At 60.4% G+C, this 23,414-nt stretch carries 20 protein-coding genes; 16 read left to right on the top strand and 4 right to left on the bottom strand.

The features are described from left to right. Positions 1-3: 3 nt before the first annotated feature. From ABOK31_RS25865 to ABOK31_RS25805, 13 genes are all read left to right on the top strand, one after another. Positions 4-1,428: an amidase gene (locus tag ABOK31_RS25865; RefSeq protein ID WP_349959588.1), complete on the top strand. Its 1,425-nt coding sequence runs from the start codon at positions 4-6 to the stop codon at positions 1,426-1,428. Then, positions 1,425-2,951 carry an ABC transporter ATP-binding protein gene (locus tag ABOK31_RS25860; RefSeq protein ID WP_349959586.1) on the top strand — a complete coding sequence of 509 codons (1,527 nt, stop codon included), beginning with the start codon at positions 1,425-1,427 and terminating at the stop codon, positions 2,949-2,951. Before ABOK31_RS25865 ends, ABOK31_RS25860 begins: the two co-directional genes overlap by 4 nt. Further along, positions 2,941-3,990 (top strand): ABC transporter permease, encoded by a 1,050-nt coding sequence (locus ABOK31_RS25855; RefSeq protein WP_349959585.1) that lies wholly within the window; start codon positions 2,941-2,943, stop codon positions 3,988-3,990. The genes ABOK31_RS25860 and ABOK31_RS25855 overlap by 11 nt, the downstream gene beginning before the upstream one ends. Continuing rightward, positions 3,987-4,928, top strand: coding sequence for an ABC transporter permease (locus ABOK31_RS25850; protein ID WP_174173138.1), 942 nt, complete (start codon positions 3,987-3,989; stop codon positions 4,926-4,928). The genes ABOK31_RS25855 and ABOK31_RS25850 overlap by 4 nt, the downstream gene beginning before the upstream one ends. Before the next feature lie 15 nt (positions 4,929-4,943). Continuing rightward, on the top strand, positions 4,944-6,236 hold the full coding sequence (locus tag ABOK31_RS25845; RefSeq protein WP_349959583.1) for an amidohydrolase family protein: 1,293 nt from the start codon (positions 4,944-4,946) through the stop codon (positions 6,234-6,236). Between the two features lie 256 nt (positions 6,237-6,492). Further along, on the top strand, positions 6,493-7,377 hold the full coding sequence (locus ABOK31_RS25840) for a dihydrodipicolinate synthase family protein (protein ID WP_349959582.1): 885 nt from the start codon (positions 6,493-6,495) through the stop codon (positions 7,375-7,377). A 21-nt stretch (positions 7,378-7,398) separates the two neighbouring features. Then, positions 7,399-8,058, top strand: coding sequence for a GntR family transcriptional regulator (locus tag ABOK31_RS25835; RefSeq protein WP_349959581.1), 660 nt, complete (start codon positions 7,399-7,401; stop codon positions 8,056-8,058). 60 nt (positions 8,059-8,118) lie between these two features. Continuing rightward, a complete protein-coding gene (locus ABOK31_RS25830) occupies positions 8,119-9,450 on the top strand; it encodes a sugar ABC transporter substrate-binding protein (RefSeq protein ID WP_349959580.1) in 1,332 nt (443 codons plus the stop codon). Further along, positions 9,450-10,385 carry a sugar ABC transporter permease gene (locus ABOK31_RS25825; RefSeq protein WP_349959578.1) on the top strand — a complete coding sequence of 312 codons (936 nt, stop codon included), beginning with the start codon at positions 9,450-9,452 and terminating at the stop codon, positions 10,383-10,385. Before ABOK31_RS25830 ends, ABOK31_RS25825 begins: the two co-directional genes overlap by 1 nt. Before the next feature lies 1 nt (position 10,386). Beyond that, on the top strand, positions 10,387-11,202 hold the full coding sequence (locus ABOK31_RS25820) for a carbohydrate ABC transporter permease (RefSeq protein WP_174173145.1): 816 nt from the start codon (positions 10,387-10,389) through the stop codon (positions 11,200-11,202). Positions 11,203-11,233: 31 nt separating this feature from the next. Further along, the gene (ugpC, locus tag ABOK31_RS25815; protein WP_349959577.1) at positions 11,234-12,292 is read left to right on the top strand and encodes a sn-glycerol-3-phosphate ABC transporter ATP-binding protein UgpC; all 1,059 of its coding nucleotides are present in this window, start codon (positions 11,234-11,236) and stop codon (positions 12,290-12,292) included. After that, on the top strand, positions 12,289-13,233 hold the full coding sequence (locus tag ABOK31_RS25810; protein WP_174173147.1) for a sugar kinase: 945 nt from the start codon (positions 12,289-12,291) through the stop codon (positions 13,231-13,233). The genes ugpC and ABOK31_RS25810 overlap by 4 nt, the downstream gene beginning before the upstream one ends. A 322-nt stretch (positions 13,234-13,555) precedes the next feature. Continuing rightward, on the top strand, positions 13,556-15,277 hold the full coding sequence (locus tag ABOK31_RS25805) for an ABC transporter ATP-binding protein (RefSeq protein ID WP_349959576.1): 1,722 nt from the start codon (positions 13,556-13,558) through the stop codon (positions 15,275-15,277). Positions 15,278-15,355: 78 nt separating this feature from the next. On the opposite strand, the gene ABOK31_RS25800 is transcribed toward ABOK31_RS25805, so the two are convergent. Further along, on the bottom strand, positions 15,356-16,768 hold the full coding sequence (locus ABOK31_RS25800) for an XRE family transcriptional regulator (protein WP_174173149.1): 1,413 nt from the start codon (positions 16,766-16,768) through the stop codon (positions 15,356-15,358). 206 nt (positions 16,769-16,974) lie between these two features. Between ABOK31_RS25800 and aceA the strand changes: the two genes are divergently transcribed. After that, complete coding sequence (gene aceA, locus ABOK31_RS25795) at positions 16,975-18,264, top strand: isocitrate lyase (protein WP_174173150.1); 1,290 nt, start codon at positions 16,975-16,977, stop codon at positions 18,262-18,264. A 26-nt stretch (positions 18,265-18,290) separates the two neighbouring features. Continuing rightward, positions 18,291-18,536, top strand: coding sequence for a hypothetical protein (locus ABOK31_RS25790; protein ID WP_349959575.1), 246 nt, complete (start codon positions 18,291-18,293; stop codon positions 18,534-18,536). Between the two features lie 68 nt (positions 18,537-18,604). Here the strand turns inward: ABOK31_RS25790 and ABOK31_RS25785 are convergent, their stop codons facing one another. Together ABOK31_RS25785 and ABOK31_RS25780 are read right to left on the bottom strand one after the other, a co-directional pair. After that, positions 18,605-19,567, bottom strand: coding sequence for an asparaginase domain-containing protein (locus ABOK31_RS25785; protein WP_174173152.1), 963 nt, complete (start codon positions 19,565-19,567; stop codon positions 18,605-18,607). Beyond that, complete coding sequence (locus tag ABOK31_RS25780; RefSeq protein WP_349959574.1) at positions 19,564-21,015, bottom strand: amino acid permease; 1,452 nt, start codon at positions 21,013-21,015, stop codon at positions 19,564-19,566. The genes ABOK31_RS25785 and ABOK31_RS25780 overlap by 4 nt, the downstream gene beginning before the upstream one ends. 275 nt (positions 21,016-21,290) lie before the next feature. Between ABOK31_RS25780 and ABOK31_RS25775 the strand changes: the two genes are divergently transcribed. Further along, complete coding sequence (locus ABOK31_RS25775; RefSeq protein ID WP_349959573.1) at positions 21,291-22,718, top strand: aspartate ammonia-lyase; 1,428 nt, start codon at positions 21,291-21,293, stop codon at positions 22,716-22,718. Here the strand turns inward: ABOK31_RS25775 and ABOK31_RS25770 are convergent. Then, positions 22,690-23,403, bottom strand: coding sequence for a FadR/GntR family transcriptional regulator (locus tag ABOK31_RS25770; protein ID WP_349959572.1), 714 nt, complete (start codon positions 23,401-23,403; stop codon positions 22,690-22,692). The genes ABOK31_RS25775 and ABOK31_RS25770 overlap by 29 nt on opposite strands. Positions 23,404-23,414 lie beyond the last annotated feature (11 nt).

Genomic DNA, 23,414 nt, shown 5'->3' with positions numbered 1-23,414 from the left:
ATCATGAGCAGCTCGTTATTCGCCGACGCCACTGAGCTGGCCGGCGCCATCAAATCCGGCAAGCTCACTTGCACGGATGCCATGCAGGCGGCTCTAGCCGCCTGCGCCAAGCACGAAGCGCTTGGCGCAATCACCTATCTCAACCCCGAGACGGGACTTGCCGCCGCGCAAGCCCTGGATCGGGAGGCATCGGAACGCCCGGAGCGCTTTGCGCAACGCGCGTTTGCCGGCGCGCCGACCGTTGCCAAGGATCTCGGCGGCCCCTTTCCAAGGCTGCCGGTAACGGCGGGGTCGCGCCTGTTCAGCCGTGTCGGTAAAGGTTCAGACAGCGATCTGGCAGCCCGTTTCCGCGACGCCGGCCTCTGCGCCTTCGGCTTGACTACCAGCCCGGAATTCGGCTTCTCGCTCGCATCGGAGCCGGCAATCGGTCCGATCTGTCGAAATCCATTGGATCGAAACAGGACCGCCGGAGGCTCCTCGGGCGGTGCCGCCGCCGCAGTCGCGGCCGGCATCGTGGCGATCGCGCATGCGACGGATGCTGGCGGCTCGATCCGCGTGCCGGCCGCCTGTTGCGGCCTCGTGGGATTGAAGCCGACGCGCGGCGCCGTGCCCGCCGGCCCCTCCTTCGGAAATCATCTCGGCGGCATCGCCAGCGAGCTCGCCGTCACCCGCTCCGTGCGCGATACCGAGCGGATCTTCGAGGTCGTGCGAGGTCGAACAAGAGGACCGTTCGCGGATATCGTCCAATCCCCGACCAAGACGGCTAAGCTGCGCGTTGGACTTTTGACGGACGCCGGACAGCACTACGCGATCGGACCAGACCGGGCGCAAGCCGTTGAAGCCGCGGCCGGCTTTCTGGAGAAGCGTGGAAACGATCTGGTTTCCCTCACCTGGGAGCAGATGGAAAGTGCCGTTCAGGCGAGCGCCCGCGCCTTTGGCGATATCATTTCCGTCAATATCGCCGGCTTGGTCGACGATCTCGGACTGGATATTCTTGCGGCCGAGCCGATGACACAGGCATTCATTGCACGCGGACGCGCGATGACAGCGACGAGGCTCTGGAGTTCGCTCAACGGAGCCGTTCAGGCAAGCCGCACTCTCTGGGATATTTTCGACGCGATAGACGTCATCATTATGCCGATGCTGGCGACGGCGCCCCCACCCATCGGATCCTTTCCGACCGATCATTCCGACACGGAATTGCACCTCGAGCGCATGACGGCTTTTGCCCCCTTTGCATCTCTGGCCAATATTTCCGGCTTTCCGGCACTGACGCTGCCCTTCGGCGAAGATGCCGACGGATTGCCCTTGCCGATCCAGATGATGGCGCCGATGGGTGAAGAAGCCTTGCTGCTTCGCCTTGCGGCCGAACTGGAAGCAGAGCAACGTTGGCAGCACCGCTTTCCGATTGCAGGATTTCCGGCATGACCGCACCCGTTCTCACCATCGAAGGCGTCAGCAAGCGTTTCGGCAGCACCATTGCCAACGACAATATTTCCCTCACCTTGGCGAAAGGCGAGATCGTCGCTCTGCTCGGCGAAAACGGCGCCGGCAAGACAACGCTGATGAGCATCCTTTTCGGCCACTATGTGCCTGACACCGGGCGCATCCTTGTCGATGATGCGGAATTGCCGCCGGGCAAGCCACGCGCCGCGATCCGGGCCGGTGTCGGCATGGTCCACCAGCACTTCTCGCTGGCGCCCAATCTGACCGTGCTGGAAAACGTCATGACCGGCACGGAACAGCTCTGGTCGCTCAGATCTCAAACGATGGCAGCCCGCAAGAAATTGCTATCGATCTCCGAGCGCTTCGGCCTGAAGGTCGATCCCGATGCACGCCTCGGCGACCTTTCGGTCGGCGAGCAGCAGCGGGTGGAAATATTGAAAGCGCTCTACAATGATGCCCGCATCCTGATCCTCGACGAGCCGACCGCAGTTCTGACGCAGATCGAAGCGGAGAAGCTGTTCTCGACGCTGAAGCAGATGGCGGCACAGGGCCTGTCTCTGATCTTCATCTCCCACAAGCTCGATGAGGTCATGGCCACGGCCGACCGCATCATCGTCCTGCGCGGCGGCAAGGTCGCCGCCGAGCGGCGGGCGGCCGAAACCAGCAAATCCGAGCTTGCCGAGCTCATGGTCGGCCATCGCGTGACGCGCCCGACCCGCGAAGCGGCAACGCCAGGTGAAATTGCGCTGGAAGCTCGCGATATCACCGTGAAAATTGGCGGTGTCGAGCGATTGAAACATGTGAGCTTTCATCTGCATGCCGGTGAGGTTCTCGGCATCATCGGCGTATCCGGCAACGGCCAGGCGACTTTGGGCCAGATCCTATCGGGCACGCTCGCCCGTTCATCCGGCGAGCTTCTATTGTTCGGAGAATCTGTCGGCGATCTCGACGTCGCCGCGGTCATCGATGCAGGCATCGGGCGCATTCCGGAAGACCGAAACCGCGATGGCGCGATTGGCGAAATGGCGATCTGGGAAAATGCCGTGCTGGAGCGCCTGTCCTCCTATTCGAAGCACGGCCTGGTCGACCGCAGCGCCGGCATGGCCTTTGCGCAGAAGATCATCGAAACGTTCGATGTGCGCGGCGGCAATGCAGCAAGCCGCATCCGGCTGCTATCCGGTGGCAACATGCAAAAGCTGATCCTTGGCCGCAATCTTTACGACCGCCCGCGCATCCTCATCGCTGCCCAGCCCGCACGAGGACTGGACGAAGGAGCGGTTGCCGCCGTTCACGGGCGCATTCTGGAAGCCCGTCGCCAGGGGACCGCCGTTCTGCTGATTTCGGAAGACCTGGACGAAGTCATTGCCTTGGCCGATCGCATCCAGGCGATCGTCGGCGGCCGCCTCTCCGCGCCGGTCGACGCTGGTGAAGCGGATGCACGCCTGCTGGGCCTGATGATGGCCGGAGAATGGAAAGAGAAGAGCGGAGCCGACAATGCGGTTTGAACGGCGCGAACACCGCCCAATCCACATGATGATCCTTGCCCCTCTGCTCGCGATCGTCGCAGCGCTCGCCTTAGCCGGCATCCTGATTGCGATTGCGGGCGCTCCGGTCCTGGAAGCCTACCGCAGAATCCTTTTGGGCGCCTTCGGTTCTCGGCTCTCGGCCACGGAGACGCTGACCCGCGCGACGCCGTTGATTTTGACGGGGCTCGCCGCCGCAGTCGCTTTTCGCGCCCGCCTCTGGAACATCGGCGCCGAAGGGCAATTCTATTTCGGCGCCATCGCCGTTGCAGCCTTCGGGTCGAAGATGCTCGCCGGAGTACCCGGACCTATCCTCATCCCGCTCCTGATGGTGATCGGCGCCATTGCCGGCATGATCCTGATCCTGGTGCCTTTATGGCTGCGACTTCGCTTCTCCGTCGATGAAGTCGTGACGAGCCTCATTTTGAATTTCATCGCCGTTCTCTTCGTCTCCATGCTGATCGACGGCGTGCTGAAAGACCCGACGGCATTCGGCTGGCCGCAGTCCCAGGCTCTTGTCGACCACGCCATGCTGCCAAAGCTGATCGCGCGCTCGCGCCTCCATATCGGTTTTGTGATTGCGATTGTCATTGCAGCGATCGTCTATTTCGTCCAGTCGCGCACCGTTTTCGGCATGCAATCGCGGGCGGCCGGCCTCAACCCGTCGGGCGCCGTCTTTGCAGGGGTTCGCCTCGGCTCGACCCTCGTCAAGGTCGCCTGTCTTTCGGGCGGACTTGCAGGCCTTGCCGGCGCGATCGAAGTGATGGGCGTCAAAGGCTATGTCACTACCGATCTGTCGCCCGGCTTCGGCTATGCCGGCATCGTCGTTGCGATGCTTGCAAACCTCAACCCGCTTGGGGTGGTGCTTGCGGCGATCTTCACCGCGACCATGTTCGTCGGCGCTGACGGCATGAGCCGCAGCCTCGGCATTCCCACCTATATCGCCGACGTCACGGTCGCCCTGTCGCTGCTGACCATGCTGATCGCCTTGTTCTTTACGCAGTACAGGATCCGCCGATGAGCACCCTGATCGACATCATTGCTTCAGCCGGACTTTGGGCTGCCGTATTGCGGATTGCAACGCCCCTGATCTTCGGCACGCTCGGCGCGCTGCTTTGCGAGCGAGCCGGCGTCCTCAATCTCGGCATCGAGGGCATCATGACCTTCGGCGCGATGATCGGCTGGCTCTCGGTTTATCATGGCGCGGACCTGTGGACCGGCCTCCTTGTCGCAGCGATCGCCGGCGGTATTTTCGGGCTTTTGCATTCGGTACTGACGGTCACGCTTGGCCTGTCGCAGCATGTCTCTGGCCTCGGCGTCACGCTTTTCGCATCCAGCTTCAGTTATTATGTCTTCCGGCTAATCGTGCCGGTTGCCGGAACGCCGCCAACTATCACGCCGTTCCAACCGATCGCCATTCCAGGGCTTTCCACCCTGCCCTTCATCGGTCCCGCGCTTTTCACACAGACGGCGCCAACCTATCTGGCGATCCTGGTCGCGCTCGTCATGGCCTATCTCATCTTCCGCACGCCGATCGGGCTTGCTATCCGCATGACCGGCGAAAATCCACATGCAGCGGAGGCTCAGGGCCTCAATCCGATGAGGATCCGCTATGGTGCCATCATTGCGGGCAGCGCCCTGATGGGCATGGGCGGCGCCTTCCTGACCTTGTCGGCCTTCAACAGCTTCTTTCCGACCATGGTGCAGGGCCGCGGCTGGATCTGCATCGCGCTCGTCGTCTTTTCATCCTGGCGGCCGGGCCGAGCGCTGTTCGGCGCCCTGCTCTTCGCCTTCTTCGACGCTTTCCAACTGCGCCTGCAGACCGCAGTCCAGGGCGTGCCCTATCAGATCTTCCTGATGACGCCATATATTCTGTCCATTGTCGCCCTTGCCATCATGAGCAGGCGAGCGCGCGTGCCGCAGGCGCTGATGCAACCCTATCGCCGTGGCGAGAGATAATCCGAGGAGCCTTTCATGTTCGATCTGATCATTCGCAATGCCAATCTGCCCGATGGCCGCAAAGGCATCGACATCGCGGTCAAGGATGGCAAGATCGCAGCAGTCGAAGCCTCGATCACCGCCGAGACGAAGGACGAAATCGATGCGACCAACCGGCTGGTGAGCCCACCCTTTGTCGATCCGCATTTCCATATGGACGCAACGCTTTCACTCGGCCTGCCGCGTATGAATGTTTCCGGCACGCTTCTGGAGGGCATCGCCCTTTGGGGGGAATTGCGCCCGATCGTGACGAACGAAGAGCTCGTCGAGCGTGCGCTGCGCTATTGCGATCTGGCCGTCACGCAAGGACTGCTGTTCATCCGCAGCCATGTCGACACCTCCGATCCCAAGCTGGTGACGGCTGAGGCGCTTCTGGAGGTGAAGGACAGGGTCAAACCCTATATCGACCTGCAGCTCGTGGCTTTCCCGCAAGATGGCTATTACCGTGCCAAGGATGGCGTAGCTTCCCTTGAACGCGCGCTTGACATGGGCGTCGATATCGTCGGCGGCATTCCGCATTTCGAGCGCACCATGGATGAAGGCAGAGCGTCGGTCGAAGCGCTGTGCAGGATTGCCGCCGACCGCGGCCTGCCTGTCGATATGCATTGCGACGAGACCGACGACCCGATGTCTCGCCACATCGAGACGCTCGCGGCAGAAACGGTCCGCTTCGGGCTGCAGGGCCGCGTTGCCGGTTCGCATCTGACCTCGATGCATTCGATGGACAATTATTACGTTTCCAAGCTTATTCCCCTGATGGCGGAAGCGAAGATCAACGTCATTCCCAATCCGCTGATCAACATCATGCTGCAGGGCCGGCACGACACCTATCCCAAGCGTCGCGGCATGACGCGCGTGCGCGAATTGATGGAAGCCGGGCTCAACGTTTCCTTCGGCCATGATTGCGTGATGGACCCCTGGTATTCGATGGGCTCGGGCGACATGCTCGAAGTCGGGCATATGGCCATCCACGTCGCGCAAATGGCCGGCATCGAAGACAAGAAGAAGATCTTCGACGCACTCACGGTCAACTCCGCCAAGACGCTTGGCCTTGAAGGTTACGGCCTGGAAAAGGGCTGCAATGCCGATTTCGTTGTGCTGCAGGCCGTCGATACGCTGGAAGCGCTCCGCCTGAAACCCAATCGTCTTGCCGTCGTCAAGCGCGGCAAGGTCATCGCCCGCTCAGCACCTCGTATCGGCGAACTCTTTCTCGATGGCCGACCGTCAAAGATCGATGGCGGGCTCGACTACGTGCCTGTCGGGAAATAGCCTCTCTTTTGCCTGATAGGCTATACCATTGCGATGTCGCTGATCGTGCTTCTTCACACGGCCGAGCTTAACATCGTCTGTTCCAAGGTTTCGATGGCAAGAACATGCCGCATATCCGATATTCGTCGCGGCGGACGTTCCTTCGCCGCCCTTTTTTCACAGCAGTAAATCACATATTCGTCACTGAAACGAACTTCACTTTACAACTAACATGTCAGTGTGATACGCACTAATCCCACAAGATCGGGAGGATCGTATGAGTGAGAATTTTGGCCTGTCGGCCGCCCTGACAACGCCCTTCGATGCGGATGGCGAGATCGCAATTCCGGGCGTGATCGAACAGGCGAAGCATAGTCTTGCCAATGGCTGCAAAAGCGTCACGCTTTTTGGCACCACCGGCGAAGGCGCCTCGATCGGGATGCAGGAGCGCCAGCAGGTTCTCGCCGCCATGATGGCCGCCGGTATCGCGCCTGAACAGATCGTCATGGGCGTGCTCGTCGATGCTGCCGAAGATGCCGCAGCCCAGGCTGGGCATGCGCTGGCACAGGGCGTCCGCAATATTCTTCTCGCACCGCCCTCCTACTTCAAGAACGTCAGCGACGATGGCCTCTTCAAATGGTTCGCAGCCGTTTTCATCATGCTGGGCACGCATGCCCGCGACGTGATCGTCTATAATATTCCGTCGGTGACGATGGTGCCGCTTTCCATTTCCCTCGTCGGCCGCCTGCGCACGGCATTTCCGGATGTCGTCGTCGGCGTCAAGGATTCCTCCGGCGATTGGCCCTATACCGAGGAATTGCTGAAAACCCATGGCGATCTCATCATTCTGATCGGCGACGAGAGGCACTTGGCCCGTGGAGTTCGCCTCGGCGGACAAGGTGCCATCTCCGGCATGGCAAATCTCCTTCCCCGCGAAGTCCAGGCTATGGCGGAAAAGGGCATCGATGACGCCAATGTCGAGCGCTTCGTCGAGCAGCTGCTGAACTATCCGATCATTCCCTCGATCAAGGCAATTCTCGCCCGTTTGACGGAAGACGATAGCTGGCTTGCCGTGCGCCCACCACTCGTGGCATTGAACAGTCAAGATTCTGACACGCTCTTTGCTTCCTTTGGCGCCTTGTTTCGCGCCAAGGCGGCCTAACCGAACAGCCCGGAGCTGCCGATGGACGGACCAGGCGAACAGCCGACGTTGAGAGAGAAGGCCTATGAGAGCTTCACGCGCCATCTTTTGGCGCGCGACGTTCGCCCTGGGCAATTCATCTCGCAACGACGGCTGGTCGAATTGACGGGACTGACGCTTGGCGCGATCCGCGAATTGATCCCGCGCCTGGAAGCGGAAGGGCTGATCAAGACGGTTCCACAGCGCGGCTTGCAGATCGCCCATATCGATCTCGACCTGATCCGTGAGGCCTTCCAGCTTCGTCTTTTTCTGGAGAAGGAGGCCGTCGCGCTGTTCACCTATTCGGCCTCCGACGAGACGATTGCCAAGCTTTTGAAGGACCATCGCGATATTGCCGATGCGATCCGTTCCGGCGACAATTCGCAGGAACTGGAGATCCATGCGCAGTCGGTGGATTGGGGCATGCATGACGCGTTCATCGACGCGCTTGGCAATACGATCATCTCGAATGCCTATCGGGTCAATTCGATCAAGATGCGGCTGATCAGCCAGGACAGGTTCCGCATCAACGGCCATGTCGGTCCCGTCATGGAAGAGCATTTGAAAGTGCTTGAGGCCATTGAGCGACGATCCGCCGAGGAAGCCGTTACCGCTCTCGTATCCCACATCAGCGGAGCACGGGATCGCGCATTGAAGATGTAAACAGCTTTGCATAACGACGCCGCGAATGAGGAGATTCTCGGCCAAAGGAGGAGGAACGGAATGTCATCATCATTTTTCAATCCGACACGTCGCGGCTTCATGGCCGGCACGGCAGCACTCGGAGCAGCGAGCCTTTTCGGTGCGCGCACCGCCTCGGCCGCCGTCGACTGGAAGCGCTTTTCCGGCACGACGCTCGAGGTCAATCTGATCAAAAGCCCGCGCAGCGAAACGATCCTCAAATATTTGAGCGAGTTCGAGGCGCTGACGGGCATCAAGGTCAACGCCGAGGCAACGCCGGAACAGCAGCAGCGCCAGAAGACCACGATCGAGCTCAGCTCCGGCAAGCCGAGCTTTGACGTCGTGCATCTGAGCTATCACGTCCAGAAGCGCCAGTTCGAAAAGGGCGGCTGGCTTGCCGATATCAGCGGCTTCATGAAGGACCCATCGCTCACCGATCCCTCGCTGACGGAAAGCGACTTTGCCGAGGCAGGCCTGAAGTTCGCCAAGGACTCCTCGGGCGTCATGCGCTCGCTGCCCTTCTCGGTCGACTACTGGATCATCTACTGGAACAAGGCCTTGTTCGAGAAGAAGGGCCTTGCCTATCCCGAAACTTTCGAAGATATGGCCAAGGCCGCCGAGGCGCTGACGGACAAATCGACCAACACTTATGGCTTTGTCGCCCGTGGCCTGAAGAACGCCAATACGCCGGTCTGGACGACCTTCATGCTCGGCTATGGCGCGACGCCACTTTCGGCCGACGGTAAGCTCCAGACGGAATCGCAAGGGGCCGTGGATGCTGCCAAGCTCTATCAGCGCCTGATGACGAAATCCGCACCTCCCGGCGTTTCGGGCTTCAACTGGGCAGAAGCGCAATCGGCCTTCCTGCAGGGCAAGATCGGCATGTGGCTCGATGGCGTCGGCTTTGCGCCGCCGATCGAAAACCCGGAAAAGTCGCGCGTCGTCGGCCAGGTCGGCTATGGCATCATGCCGAAGGGGCCGAATGCACAGGCAGCCGCCACGACCGGCGATGGCATCGGCGTCACTGCCGCCAGCCAGAAGAAGGAAGCCGCCTACCTCTTCTGCCAATGGGCGATCTCGCACGACATGGGCGCGCGCCTCTTGCAGGCCGGCGCCGGCGTTCCCTTCCGCCAGTCCATTCTGGAGGATCAGAAGGTTCGCGAGGGCGTGAAGATGCCGGGCGCCTGGCTCGATGCCGTCGCCGGCTCCGCCAAGGTCTCCCAGCTGGCATTACCCGTTATCATCCCGGTCACCGAGTTCCGCGACATCTATGGCGTTGGGCTGACGAACATGATCGGCGGTGCAGATCCGGCAGTCGAACTGAAAACAGCAACCGCCCAGTTCGAGCCGGTGCTGGCACGAAGCGAGGGATAATGGCCTCCGTGAGTATCGAAGATAACGCCGCCAAAGCGGCTGAAGGAAGGAGCAAGCCGCATCGGCTTGCTCCCAACTACTGGCCCTTCGTCGTTCCCGCGCTGATCGTGATTGCCGCCGTCATCGTCTTTCCCTGGGTCTTCACCCTGTGGATGAGCGTGAACAAATGGACGCTCGGCCAATCGCAGAGCTTCGTCGGCTGGGACAATTATGTCCGACTGGCGACCGACATGCGCTTCTGGGAATCGCTATGGCACACGGTGCTCTATACCGTGCTGTCCGTCGTCGGCCCGTTGATCTTCGGCACGCTGGCCGCGCTGATCTTCGATGCAAACTTTCCGCTGCGCGGATTCCTGCGCGGCATCTTCGTCATGCCGATGATGGCAACACCCGTCGCCGTGGCTCTGGTCTGGACGATGATGTTCCACCCACAGCTCGGCGTGCTCAACTACCTGCTGTCCCTGGTCGGGATCGGACCGCAGGAATGGATCTACAATCAGTCCAGCGTCATTCCTTCGCTCGTTCTGGTCGAGGTCTGGCAATGGACGCCGCTGGTCATGCTGATCGTGCTCGGCGGCCTCGCCTCCGTGCCGCGCGAACCCTATGAAAGCGCCGAAATCGATGGCGCCAATGCCTGGCAGAAATTCCGTTATTTGACGCTGCCGATGATCTCACCCTTCCTGATGATCGCCGTCATTATTCGCGGCATCGACGCGATCAAGAGCTTCGACATCATCTACGCGATGACGCAGGGCGGCCCGGGAACGGCATCCGAGACGATCAACATCTACCTCTATAATACCGCCTTTTCCTATTACGACATCGGCTATGGCTCGGCCATGGCGGTGGTGTTCTTCATCCTCATCGTCGCGCTCTCCTTCATCCTCCTGATGATGCGGCAGCGGACGAAATGGACGGACGCGGAGGGACATTGAGATGAAGCGCTCGACACTCAACCGCATCGGCCTGTTCTTCGTGGCCCTGGTCATCGTCTCGCCGGTTGTCCTGTTCTTTCTCTGGATGATCTCGCTGTCGCTGAAATATGAGATCGACAACGGGGCCTATCCGCCGATCCTCATTCCCGATCGCATTGCCTGGACGAACTACGTCAATGTCTTCCAGGAAAACAACTTCTTCCTTTATTTCTGGAACTCCATTCTTGTGACGGGAGCAGCCACCCTGCTCGCGCTTATCATCGGCGTGCCGGCCGGCTATGGCATTGCCCGGCTGAAGGCGGAAAAATCGGCAATCGTCATCATGATTGCCCGCATGACGCCGGGTCTTTCCTTCCTCATCCCGCTGTTTTTGCTGTTCCAATGGCTCAATCTGCTCGGAACGCTCTGGCCGCAGATCATCATCCATCTCGTCGTCACGGTCCCCATCGTCGTCTGGATCATGATCGGTTATTTCGAGACGACGCCGATGGAGCTCGAGGAGGCAGCAAGCATCGATGGCGCAACGCCATGGCAGGTTTTCCGTCTGGTCGCCTTGCCGATCGCCCGGCCCGGCATCGTCGTCGCGTTCATTCTCTCCGTGATCTTCTCGTGGAACAATTTCGTCTTCGGCATCGTGCTTGCGAGCCGCGAGACCCGCACATTGCCCGTTGCCGTCTACAACATGCTCTCCTTCGAGCAGGTGAGCTGGGGACCGCTTGCTGCGGCCGCCTTGATCGTGACGCTGCCGGTTCTCGTGCTGACGATGTTCGCGCAGCGCCAGATCATCGCCGGCCTGACGGCCGGCGCCGTCAAATGACCCGCCTCACCTTTTGGACAGGATCACATTCATGGCACCCGTCAACATACAGAATATCCAGAAGCGCTACGGTCAGGTGAAGGTCATTCACGATATCAGCGTCGATATCGCTGACGGCGAATTCGTCGTCCTCGTCGGCCCCTCGGGCTGCGGCAAGTCCACGCTGCTGCGCATGATCGCCGGGCTCGAAGAGGTCAGCGATGGTGAGATCCGCATCGGCCGGCGCGAAGTCAGCCATCTTCCGGCGCGCGATCGCGACATTGCGATGGTGTTCCAGAACTACGCGCTCTATCCGCATATGACGGTGGCCGAAAACATGGGTTTTGCGCTGAAGCTGAAGAAGGCAAATACTTCGGAGATCACCGCCAAGGTGCAAAAGGCTGCCGCCATCCTCGGCCTCGAAAATCTGCTGGATCGCCTGCCTCGCCAGCTTTCCGGCGGCCAGCGCCAGCGTGTCGCCATGGGGCGAGCGTTGGTGCGCGATCCGCAGGTTTTCCTGTTCGACGAACCGCTCTCCAATCTCGACGCAAAATTGCGCGTGCAAATGCGCGGCGAGATCAAGTCCATGCATCAGCGCATCGGCACCACGACGATCTACGTGACGCATGACCAGGTGGAGGCGATGACCATGGCCGACAAGATCGTCGTGCTGCATGGCGGCCTCATCGAGCAGGTCGGCGCGCCGCTCGATCTTTACGATCGACCCGCCAACCTTTTCGTCGCCGGCTTCATCGGTTCGCCCTCGATGAACTTCATCGACGGCAAGATCGAGGAAGGCGTCTTCCGCAGCGACAAAGGTCTCATCCTGCCCTTGCCGGAAGGCTTTCCGATCGCACAGCACGGTGGGCGTCCGCTCGTCTACGGCATCCGGCCCGAACATATCCGCGCTGCGGCAAGCGGCCTGTCCGCCCGTGTCGGCATTGTCGAAGGCACGGGGTCTGAGATCTATGCCAAGCTCGATTGCAGCGGCGAGGAAATCTCCTGCCTGTTCCGCGAGCGGCTGAACATCCGCTTCGGCGACAAGATCGAAATCGCCATCGACCCGACAAGTATCCATCTTTTCGACAAGGCGAGCGGAAAGCGGCTTTGAACGCTCCATCGATCCTCGATCCGCCGGCCGGCGATCCCAAGCATGTTCTATGCGTCGGCGCTGCCGTTCTGGATACGCTCTTTCGCGTCCGCGCCCTCCCCCAAGGTCAGGGGAAGGTGCTGCCTTACGACATGCTGCAGATCGCCGAAGGCATGGCCTCGAGCGCAGCCTATGCCATTGTCCGGCTCGGCGGTAAGGCAAGCCTGTGGGGTGCCGTTGGCCGCGACGATACTGGCGAGCGCATTATCCGCGATCTGGATGTCGCCGGCATCAATGTCAGCGGCATGTCGCAGGTGGAGGGCGCACGCTCCGCCGTCTCGACCATCCTGGTGGACGATGACGGCGAAAGGCTGATCGTTCCCTTCTACGATCCAAAGCTGCACCATACGGTGAAGGAATTCACGGCCGAAGATATCGCTGTATTCGATGCCGCGCTGGTCGACGTACGCTGGCCAGCATTGGCACTGCAGGTTCTCAAAGCTGCCAAAGCGATGGGCAAGCCGGCCATTCTCGACGGCGACGTGGCGCCTGACGGCATCATCGAGCAACTGGCGCCGGAAGCCACCCATATTGTTTTCTCCGAACCGGCTGCGCATCGCCTGACGGGAACGAGCGATGTGTCCGAGATGACGCATCTTCTGAAACAGCGCTTCAATCATGCTTTCATCTGCGTGACGGCAGGGGCGGCCGGTAGCTACTGGTTCGGCGAACAAAACAACGAAGTCGCGCATTGCCCGACCATTTCCGTCAAGGCCGCCGATACGCTCGCCGCCGGGGACATCTTTCACGGCGCCTTCGCTCTCGCAATCGCGGAAGGAATGCCGCCGGCAGATGCAATCCGCTTTTCCTCCATCGCTGCCGCCATCAAGTGCGAGATGTTTGGGGGAAGATCCGGGGCACCGACGCGGGCCGACGTGATCCGCCGATCTCATTCACTTTGAAAGCTAGAACGAGCCACATTCTCGTCGGCACATATTGCGAGTTCATGGTTGCAGGCAGAGATCCGTCACGGAGCAGCGCCGCCATTCAAAACGCACATCTTTCCGCCTCCAAACCGCAGTCTCCGCACGGCAGCAGTTACTCATCGTTATAAAGGTGACAAGGTTGCACGCCTCGGTTATACCAAACGCGCGACTCAAGCAGGAGGATCGCCAGATGAGAAATTTCGGCACCCACTGACGCTGAACGGCGACGCCGAATTCGGGCTGTCGTTCGGTCCGTTCTTGTCTCTTCTATCCTCTTCAATGCCCATGGAGGGCATTCATGCTACGTCGTTTCTTTTTCTATTATGCCCGCTACAAGACGCTGTTCTTCCTTGATTTCGGCTGCGCCGTGCTCGCGGGCCTGCTGGAACTCGGCTTTCCGCTGGCCATCAAGCTCTTCATCGATCAGCTCCTGCCAGGGCGCGACTGGGGTCTCATTTTTGCAACGGCAGCTGTGTTGCTTGTCGTCTATGCTGTGGCGACGGGCCTCTCGGCGATCGTCAACTATTGGGGCCATGCGCTCGGCATCTCGATCGAATCCGACATGCGCCGCCAGGCCTTCGATCATATCCAGAAGCTCTCCTTCCGGTACTTCGATAACAACCGCACCGGTCATCTGATCACCCACGTCACCAAGGATCTTGAGGAAGTGGGCGAGATCGCCCACCATGGCCCCGAGGACCTGTTCATCGCGATCATGACCTTCATCGGCGCTTTCCTGCTGATGTTCAGCGTTCATTGGAAGCTGGCGCTGCTGACGACGACCATCGTGCCGTTCATGACCTGGCTCGTCAGCCGCTACGGCTCGAAGATGACGCTGAATTCGCGCAGCCTGTTCGGCAAGGTCGGCAACTTCAATACGCGGATGCAGGAAACTGTCGGCGGTATCCGGGTGGTCAAGGCTTTCGCCAATGAACGGTATGAAAGCCAGCTGTTTGCCAGCGACAACGAGGACTACAAGGCGACCAAGCTCGATGGTTACGCCTATATGACTGCAAGCATCGCGCTTAGCTATTTCAGCACGCGTCTGGTGCAGCTTATCGTGATGATGGGCGGAACCTGGTTCGTCATATCGGGCGAACTGAGCTATGGCGGCTTCATCAGCTTCCTGCTGCTCATCAATGTCTTCTTCCGCCCGATCGACAAGATCACATCGGTGATCGAAACCTATCCCAAGGGCATTGCCGGCTTCAAACGCTTCCTGTCGCTGATCGATACGGAACCCGATCTTGCCGACCGGCCGAATGCGATCGCAGTCGATTATTTGAAGGGTGATATCGCCTATAAGCATGTCGGCTTCGGCTATTCCGACCATGTTGAAATCTTCCAAGATCTTTCTCTGACGATCGCGCCTGGCGAGACCGTCGCTTTCGTCGGCGCTTCGGGCACCGGCAAGACGACGATCTGCTCGCTGCTGCCGCGCTTTTACGACGTAACAGCCGGCAGCATCACGATCGACGGCATCGACATCCGCGACATGACGCAGGCCTCGCTACGCAACCAGATCGGTATCGTGCAGCAGGACGTCTTCCTGTTCGGCTCGACCATTCGCGAGAACATCGCCTATGGAAAGCTCGGCGCGACCGACGAAGACATCATGACGGCGTTGCAGCGCGCCTCGCTGGACGAATTCGTCCGATCCCTGCCCGCCGGCCTCGATACGCCGACGGGCGAGCGCGGCGTCAAGCTTTCCGGCGGACAGAAGCAGCGCCTCGCGATCGCACGCATCTTCCTGAAAGATCCGCCGATCCTCATTCTCGATGAGGCCACGTCCGCGCTCGATACAGCAACCGAATACGCAATCCAGCAGGCTCTATCGGAGCTTGCGAAAGGCCGCACGACCCTGGTCGTCGCTCACAGATTGTCGACGATCCGCAACGCCGACCGCATCATCGTCATGGGCGACAACGGCATTGTCGAACAGGGATCGCATGATGAATTGCTCGCCCGCCACGGCGCTTATGCGCGGCTGCATAATGCACAATTCGGGCTTTATGCCTGATTTGCCCGCACGAGCGGATAAGAAAGGAGCCGAGGCTTGGCGCCCGGCTCCCCTTCTGAACGACAATGATCAACGCAGTCACTGAAAATCGAATACACTCAGACCGGCCACCATTTCATCGAGACCAAGCGGACGCGTAACCGGCGGTTCGGCTCTTGCCAGACAGCCCTGACGTTCGCATAGGCGACAAGCAGGACCGATCATGACCTGATTGGTACCCAGCGCCTTTCCATAGATCACCTCGTCGCGATGGGCGATATCGCAGCCGATGAGAAGTGCCGTGCGGCGCACCCTTTCTCCGAAGTCGGCCCGCGGTCCCTCGATCGTCCTCGATACGGTCAGAAAGCCGGTACCGTCAGGCATCTGGGCAGCGTCCACCAATATCTGTCCGGGCTGAGCGAAGGCGGCGTGGATATTGAGCTTCGGACAGGCACCGCCGAAGCGCGCCTGTGGAAAGCCTTGTGCCCCGGCCTTGCGCAGGCGATGGCCGGCATTGTCGATCTCCATCAGGAAAAACGGAATGCCAGATGTGCCTGGACGCTGCAGGTTGGTCAGCCGCGTGGCGGCCTGCTCGTAGGAAACGCCGAAACGGGCACCTAGACCATCGATATCATAATGCATTCGCTGCGCTGCCGAGAGATAGGCGCCATAGGGCATAAGAAGCGCATGGGAAGCATAGCGCGCCAGCTCGAAACGGGCGATACGGTTGGCCTCAGGCGTCGAAAGCGCAAGGGTGTTCAGCTCGACGGCGATCTCCTCACGCAGGGCTAAAAGAGAAACTTCAGTCGCAATCTCCCGGATCTGATCGAAGGGCGACAGACGCTCCGACAAGAAAAGCCGCATCGAATGCCGGTCGTAGCGCCGCCGCAGGCCAGGCATGGAGCGGACCGGCAATAGGCGCACCGCTATGCCATGCTCACCCTTCAACCATGCCTTCAGCGCGCCTACGATATCGTCACCGGGCGACAGGCGTTCATGAAAGGTCTCTGCCGCATCTTCGATGCGAGCAAAGAAATTCGGACGCGACTGCAGCCGGTCGTGAACCTCGTCGAGCGGCAGACGCGGTCCGGCGACATCGGCAACCCTGCCCTCGCGCGACAGGAGCTCGGCGAGATCGGATAGCCTTGCCGCCTGCTCGCGATAGGCGCGGTAGAGCCGGATCATGCCGTTTGCCGCATTCGGCGCCGCGTCGGCAAGTTCGATCAGCTCCTGATCGCCTGGAATCTCCCCTGCAAGCAATGGGTCGGCAAAGACTTCCCGCAACTGCCCTGCGCTGCCGCCCTGCTCACCCTGCAATTCGTCGAGGTCGACCTTATAGACCGACGCCAGCTTCAACAGCAGTTGCACGGTCAGCGGCCGCTGATTGCGCTCGATGAGATTGAGATAGGACGGCGAGATATCAAGGGCCTGCGCCATCGTCGTTTGCGTCAGACCGAGACCCATGCGGATTCGTCGAACCTTCGGACCGGCAAAGATCTTGCGCTCAACCATATGTCATACCTTTTACAATTTTCCAGCCAACAATTTTTTACAATATTTACAACTTTACTGTGGACCAATGTCAACGATAACACATCATAACCCTTTTATCTAACGGGATTTTCTAGTTTCTCTCGCTCCCACAGCATCAATATTGTAAAACTAGTCATGCAATCGAGATCGATCGGAGGATCGAGAGGAAGTATCGGGAGAATCGCATGACAGATTTTTACAAACTGGTTCCCAGCGCCCCTGCCGGGCGTTTCGATGGTGTCGAGCGCCCCTATCAAGCCGCGGATGTGGAGCGGCTGCGCGGATCGATCACCATCCGCCACTCACTGGCCGAGATGGGTGCGAACCGCCTATGGCAGCTCATTCACAAGGAAGATTTCGTCAATGCGCTCGGTGCGCTCTCGGGCAACCAGGCTATGCAGATGGTTCGCGCCGGCCTGAAGGCGATCTATCTTTCGGGATGGCAGGTCGCAGCCGACGCCAATACGGCGTCCGCCATGTATCCGGATCAGTCGCTTTATCCCGCCAATGCAGGCCCGGAACTGGCGAAGCGCATCAATCGCACCCTGCAACGCGCCGACCAGATCGAGACCGCTGAAGGCAAAGGGCTTTCCGTCGACACCTGGTTTGCACCGATCGTTGCAGATGCCGAAGCGGGCTTCGGCGGCCCCCTCAATGCCTTCGAAATCATGAAGGCCTATATCGAGGCGGGAGCTGCGGGCGTCCATTTCGAGGATCAGCTGGCATCGGAGAAAAAGTGCGGCCATCTCGGCGGAAAAGTGCTCATTCCGACGGCTGCTCATATCCGCAATCTCAATGCGGCGCGGCTTGCCGCCGACGTCATGGGCGTGCCGACCCTCGTGGTTGCGCGCACCGATGCCGAGGCCGCCAAGCTTCTGACGTCTGACATCGACGAGCGCGACCAGCCCTTCGTCGACTACGATGCCGGCCGCACGGTGGAAGGCTTCTATCAGGTCAGGAATGGCATCGAGCCCTGCATCGCCCGCGCCGTCGCCTACGCGCCCAATTGCGATCTCATCTGGTGCGAGACATCGAAGCCGGATCTAGAGCAGGCGCGTAAATTTGCCGAGGGCGTGCATCGGGTCCATCCCGGCAAGCTGCTGGCCTACAATTGCTCGCCGTCATTCAATTGGAGGAAGAACCTGGATGACGCGACGATCGCCAAATTCCAACGCGAGCTGGGTGCGATGGGCTACAAGTTCCAGTTCATCACGCTTGCCGGCTTCCACCAGCTGAATTTCGGCATGTTCGAGCTTGCCCGAGGCTACAAGGCCCGCCAGATGGCCGCCTATTCCGAATTGCAAGAAGCGGAATTTGCGGCCGAAGCCAATGGCTATACCGCCACCAAGCACCAGCGCGAAGTGGGCACTGGCTATTTCGACGCGGTCTCGCTGGCGATCACCGGCGGCCAGTCATCCACGACGGCCATGCACGGATCGACCGAGCATGCCCAGTTCAAACCGGCAGCAGAGTGATATCGGGATCACAGAAGGAGAATGAAATGGCATCGATAGCACGCGTTCGCGAGAGGGCCGAGGAGCAGTCTCTCACCATGAATGCCGACCAGCAGGCCGTCATCCGCATGTTGGCCAATGAGTTGCATCGTCTCAACCAGGCCGTCATGAATGCCGTCGAAGCCGGTGTTTCGGTCGAACTCGTCCGCTCGGCCCGCCACCATGGCGGCAACGGCAACTGGGGTGATCTCCTGATCCCCGTCGTCGTCGCCAAGGCTGCGCACACGGCCTGACGAAGACACTACCCAGCCAATGTTCGGGCCGCGCCGTCATCGACGGCCGGCCCTTTTTCATGGCGCGATCAGGGCGTCGCGCTGCCGCTGAAGTCCGCAAACGCGTGCTCGATCGCCTCGGCGCCGGCACCGGATGCGACAAGCGCCGCCAGCAGGATTCTCGCCTGCCCCGGGCGCAGTGTGGAGGAATGAATTGCGCCGGCTTCGGCAAGATCATGTCCGCCACCACCACCGCCATAGCTTGAAACAAGGAACCCATCCGGCACGCGGCTGGAGACCACAACCGGCACGCCGACACCGGCACAGCGCCTGATGGCTTCGACCAGACGCGGATTGGCGTTGCCCGAACCGAGGGCCGCCAGAACGATACCATGCGCGTCGGCCCTGAGACTCGCATCTACATGTACCGAATCGCACCCCGGATAGATCGCAACGATATCGACACGCACGCTATCGAGGGCTGCCGCAAGGCGCGGGCTTGGCGGATTTTCGAGCGGCCGCGACTGCCTGAAGGCATCGCCGACATCCGAGGACCGCTTATAGAGTCCCCATGCGGGCAACAGCCGGCCGCCGAAACAGACGAGCACGCCACGGCCCGCATTCGTCGGCTCGATGGCGGCGGTAACGGCCGCTGCGAGGTTGGCAGGGCCATCGGCTCTGGGGTGATCGGCAGTGAATTGTGCGCCCGTGAACACGACCGGCTTGCTCAGTCCATGCTGCAGATGAACGAGCAGCGCCGTCTCTTCCATCGCGTCCGTGCCATGCAGAACGACGATGCCGCTGACCGCGGCATCGCCAAGCAATTCACCGACCTTGTCGCTGATCCCCTGCATGTCGGCGAGTGTGAGGCTCGCCGAATCCTTTGCCATCAGTTCAATGGGCTTGAGATCGACAGGCATGTCGGGAAGCAGCGCCAGCAGGCTTTCTCCCGTCAATGACGGGATGCTGGCGCCGCTGTCGGTGCGTTCGCTTGCAATGGTACCGCCGGTGGCAATGACTGCCACCAGCGGATTGACTTGCGCTGCCGTCACGACTGGCCCCGCTCGGCCGCGAGCCGATAGATGCGGTCACGCAACAGATACCAGCCGATGACGAGGGCCGGCGCGATCAGGACGAGGGACGCGATCGTCCAGGTGCCGACCGGATAATCGAGCGCCATCAATACCAGCACCGCAAAGAGGAAGATGAGCGTCAGGATACCGGTATAGGGCGCGCCGAACATGCGGAAATCCGGACGCGCCATCTCGCCGCGCTTGGAAAGCTTCCAGAGCTTCAGCTGGCACAATACGATCACGCCCCAGGCCGAAATGATCCCGAGTGCCGAGAGATTAAGGGCGATCTCGAAAGCAGCCGACGGCACGACAGCGTTCAATGCCACACCGATGACGGTGACGGCGGCCGTCACCGCAATGCCGCCATAGGGCACGCCGGCCTTGTTCATCTTGGCAAGCGCTGCCGGCGCCGAGCCGGAGACCGCCATCGAATGCAGGATGCGGCCGGTGGAGTAAAGGCCTGCATTCAGCGAGGAGAGCACGGCAGTCAGCACGACGAGGTTCATGATGATATCGGCGCCTTGGATGCCGATCGTCCCGAAGAAGGTGACGAACGGGCTCTCACCGGCCTTATAGGCCGTGTAAGGCAAAAGCAGCGACAGAAGCAGCACCGAACCGACATAAAAGATCAGCAGGCGCGCGACCACCGTGCGGATCGCACCCGGCATCACCTTGCGGGGATCCTCGGTTTCACCTGCCGTCGTGCCGATCAGCTCGATCGACGCATAGGCAAAGACGACGCCCTGAATGATGACGAAGGCGGGCAAAATGCCATTGGGGAAGAAGCCGCCGCTGTCGCTGATGATGCTGAAACCTGCTGAATGACCGGCAATCGGAGTGCCGGAGACGACAAAATAGATACCGATGACGAGGAAGCTGGCCAACGCCAGAACCTTGACCAGGCTGAACCAGAATTCCAGTTCGCCGAAGACCTTTACCGACAAAAGGTTCATGGCCAGCACCACCATCAGCGCAACCAGCGCAAAGACCCACTGGTCGATGCCGGCAAGCCAGGGAACATAGTGCTTGAAGAAGTTCATGTAGAGGGCGACGGCCGTCACATCGGCAACCGACGTCATGGCCCAATTCAGCCAGTACATCCAGCCGACCGCAAAGGCCATCTTCTCACCGTAGAATTCGCGGGCGTAGGAGACGAAGGAGCCGGAGCTCGGGCGGTGCATGATCAGTTCGCCGAGCGCGCGCAACACGAGGAAGGCGAAGAAACCGCACAGCGCATAGACGAAGATGAGCGCGGGGCCGGCTGCGGCTAGACGTCCGCCCGCACCAAGGAAAAGACCGGTGCCGATCGCGCCGCCGATGGCGATCATCTGGATCTGCCGTGGCTTGAGCGCCTTATGATAGCCAAGATCCTCATTGACCGGCGGCCGGCGATCCGCCGGGATATTTTGAATGGGGTCGACTGACATTGCTCCTCCCTTGAGCCGTTTGTCCGTGGACGGGTCCGGGGTGCTCGTTTGCACCCGACAGGATGCCGTTGCCTTCATCAGGCCGCCGATCGAGCCTAACGATCGCCGGTCATGCTGTAATGCTGTATGACAGATTTTTCCTCTTAGTGATAGAAACACCACCCTGTCAAGCCGGTTGCCACCTTATTGACGCAGTTCGATACAGCGGATAACAGACTAATAATCTGTCTTACAGCTTGACAGATATGACTTGATTTCGACCATAGGAGGATAATGTGGTCAAGACGCGAAGCGAGTATGACCTGCTGGGCGAAAAGGATATTCCGGCTGAGGTTTATTGGGGGGTACACACGGCAAGAGCGGTTGAGAACTTCCAGGTCACGGGAACGCCGATCGGACGCTATACGCATCTCATCCGCGGCCTAGCCTTCGTCAAAGAAGCAGCGGCCGTCGCCAATCATGAACTCGGCTTGCTCAGCAAGGAAAAGCTCGACGCCATCGTGCGCGCCTGCCGCGAAATCCGCGCCGGAGAGCTTCACGATCAGTTCGTCGTCGACGTCATTCAAGGTGGCGCCGGCACCTCCACCAACATGAACGCCAATGAGGTCATCGCCAACCGCGGGCTCGAATTGCTCGGCCATGCCAAGGGTGACTATGCTCACCTTCATCCGAACGATCACGTCAATCTCAGTCAGTCGACCAACGACGCCTACCCGACGGCCGTCAATGTCGCGCTGATCGAAGCGATCGATGATCTGGCGACAGCAATGGAGACGCTCCAGCAAGCTTTCGAGTGCAAGGCCAAGGAGTTCGACGGCATTTTGAAGGTCGGTCGCACTCAGTTGCAGGATGCCGTGCCGATGACGCTCGGCCAGGAATTCAGAACCTTCGCCGTCATGCTCGGGGAAGACCGGTCCCGCCTGATCGAATCGGCAGCCCTGCTGCATGAGGTCAATCTCGGTGCCACCGCCATCGGCACCGGCCTCAATGCGCCTGCCGGCTATGCAGCACTTGCGTGCACTCATCTGGCTGAGTTGACAGGCCGCCCCCTGGTCACGGCAAGCGACCTCATCGAAGCAACGCAGGATCCCGGCGCCTTCGTCCATCTCTCCGGCGTACTGAAGCGTGTCGCAGTGAAGCTGTCGAAGACCTGCAACGACCTGCGTCTGCTATCGTCCGGGCCGCGGGCCGGCATCGGCGAGATCACGCTGCCGGCGATGCAGGCGGGTTCGAGCATCATGCCCGGCAAGGTCAATCCGGTGATCCCGGAAATGGTCAATCAGGTGGCGTTCTCCGTCATCGGCAACGACATCACCGTGACCATGGCGGCGGAGGCAGGCCAGCTGCAGCTCAACGCCTTCGAACCGATCATCGTGCGTTCGCTGTCGGAAAGCATCGTGCATCTGACCGCGGCCTGCAATATCCTTGCCGAGCGCTGCGTCGCTGGCATCACGGCCAATCCGGCTCTGATGGCACAGCGCCTGCAGGAATCGATCGGCCTTGCCACGGCGCTCAATCCGTTGATCGGCTATCAGGCGGCGACCAAAGTTGCCCGCGAGGCGCTGGCAACGGGACGTACGGTGCCGGAAATCGTGCTCGACCATGGATATCTGACTGCCGAGCAGCTCTTCGAGGCGCTCCGGCCGGAGCGGCTCGCCAACCTGCCCGCCGCTCTCAATGATGCGGCTGACCCTCGCCGATGATGGTCGTCACAACCTGCTTGACCTGACCGAGATGGGCTTCCATCGCCGCGATGGCCTCCTCTTCCGATCCCGCCGCAATCGCCTCGACGATGCGGCGGTGCTCGACATTCGAGGCAACGCGGCGCTGCGCCATCATATTGACCAGCTCCGATTGCCGCATCAGCGCATCACGGGCATCGGCGACGATCTTGGCAAACACGGCATTTCCCGAGGATTGCGCGATCGTCGAATGGAATTCCGAGTCCAGGTTCACCCACTTCAAAGGATCTTCTTCCCGATCCATCTCATCGCAGAGTTCTAGCAGACGCGTCAGCTGCTGCTCCGTGCGCCGCAACGCCGCCCAGCCAGCGGCCGGAACCTCGATGAATGGACGCGCCTCTATCAGGTCGCGGGCTGAATAACCGCCGTAACGGAGCTCCGGACCTGACGTCGAGGTCACGACATATGTGCCGCTGCCGGTGCGCGTCTGGGTGAGACCGAGTGTCTGAAGCGAACGGAGCGCCTCACGAATGATCGGGCGGCTGACACCATAACGCGTCGCAAGCTGCGACTCGGCGGGCAGCCGTGTCCCGACCGCCAACCGTCCCGATGTGATTGCCGAACGAATATCCTCAAACACTGCCTCGGCAGCGTTTTTCCGACTGATCGGACTTGTATAAGATAACCAATCAGCCACCTCACTCATGACAGCCAAAC

The sequence above is a fragment of the Rhizobium sp. ZPR4 genome (assembly GCF_040215725.1).
In the GTDB taxonomy this organism is placed as follows: domain Bacteria; phylum Pseudomonadota; class Alphaproteobacteria; order Rhizobiales; family Rhizobiaceae; genus Rhizobium; species Rhizobium rhizogenes_D.
Note: the sequence above shows the minus strand (reverse complement) of the source record. Positions and strands in the feature narration are given on the sequence as shown.

Excerpts from the sequence above, each read along its gene's own strand:
- ABOK31_RS25770 (WP_349959572.1), bottom strand. The coding sequence starts at position 23,403 with ATGAGTGAGGTGGCTGATTGGTTATCTTATACAAGTCCGATCAGTCGG.
- ABOK31_RS25855 (WP_349959585.1), top strand. The coding sequence starts at position 2,941 with ATGCGGTTTGAACGGCGCGAACACCGCCCAATCCACATGATGATCCTT.
- ABOK31_RS25865 (WP_349959588.1), top strand. The coding sequence starts at position 4 with ATGAGCAGCTCGTTATTCGCCGACGCCACTGAGCTGGCCGGCGCCATC.
- ABOK31_RS25790 (WP_349959575.1), top strand. The coding sequence starts at position 18,291 with ATGGCATCGATAGCACGCGTTCGCGAGAGGGCCGAGGAGCAGTCTCTC.
- ABOK31_RS25845 (WP_349959583.1), top strand. The coding sequence starts at position 4,944 with ATGTTCGATCTGATCATTCGCAATGCCAATCTGCCCGATGGCCGCAAA.
- ABOK31_RS25830 (WP_349959580.1), top strand. The coding sequence starts at position 8,119 with ATGTCATCATCATTTTTCAATCCGACACGTCGCGGCTTCATGGCCGGC.
- ABOK31_RS25820 (WP_174173145.1), top strand. The coding sequence starts at position 10,387 with ATGAAGCGCTCGACACTCAACCGCATCGGCCTGTTCTTCGTGGCCCTG.
- ABOK31_RS25805 (WP_349959576.1), top strand. The coding sequence starts at position 13,556 with ATGCTACGTCGTTTCTTTTTCTATTATGCCCGCTACAAGACGCTGTTC.
- ugpC (WP_349959577.1), top strand. The coding sequence starts at position 11,234 with ATGGCACCCGTCAACATACAGAATATCCAGAAGCGCTACGGTCAGGTG.
- ABOK31_RS25860 (WP_349959586.1), top strand. The coding sequence starts at position 1,425 with ATGACCGCACCCGTTCTCACCATCGAAGGCGTCAGCAAGCGTTTCGGC.
- ABOK31_RS25840 (WP_349959582.1), top strand. The coding sequence starts at position 6,493 with ATGAGTGAGAATTTTGGCCTGTCGGCCGCCCTGACAACGCCCTTCGAT.
- ABOK31_RS25850 (WP_174173138.1), top strand. The coding sequence starts at position 3,987 with ATGAGCACCCTGATCGACATCATTGCTTCAGCCGGACTTTGGGCTGCC.
- aceA (WP_174173150.1), top strand. The coding sequence starts at position 16,975 with ATGACAGATTTTTACAAACTGGTTCCCAGCGCCCCTGCCGGGCGTTTC.
- ABOK31_RS25780 (WP_349959574.1), bottom strand. The coding sequence starts at position 21,015 with ATGTCAGTCGACCCCATTCAAAATATCCCGGCGGATCGCCGGCCGCCG.
- ABOK31_RS25800 (WP_174173149.1), bottom strand. The coding sequence starts at position 16,768 with ATGGTTGAGCGCAAGATCTTTGCCGGTCCGAAGGTTCGACGAATCCGC.
- ABOK31_RS25835 (WP_349959581.1), top strand. The coding sequence starts at position 7,399 with ATGGACGGACCAGGCGAACAGCCGACGTTGAGAGAGAAGGCCTATGAG.
- ABOK31_RS25825 (WP_349959578.1), top strand. The coding sequence starts at position 9,450 with ATGGCCTCCGTGAGTATCGAAGATAACGCCGCCAAAGCGGCTGAAGGA.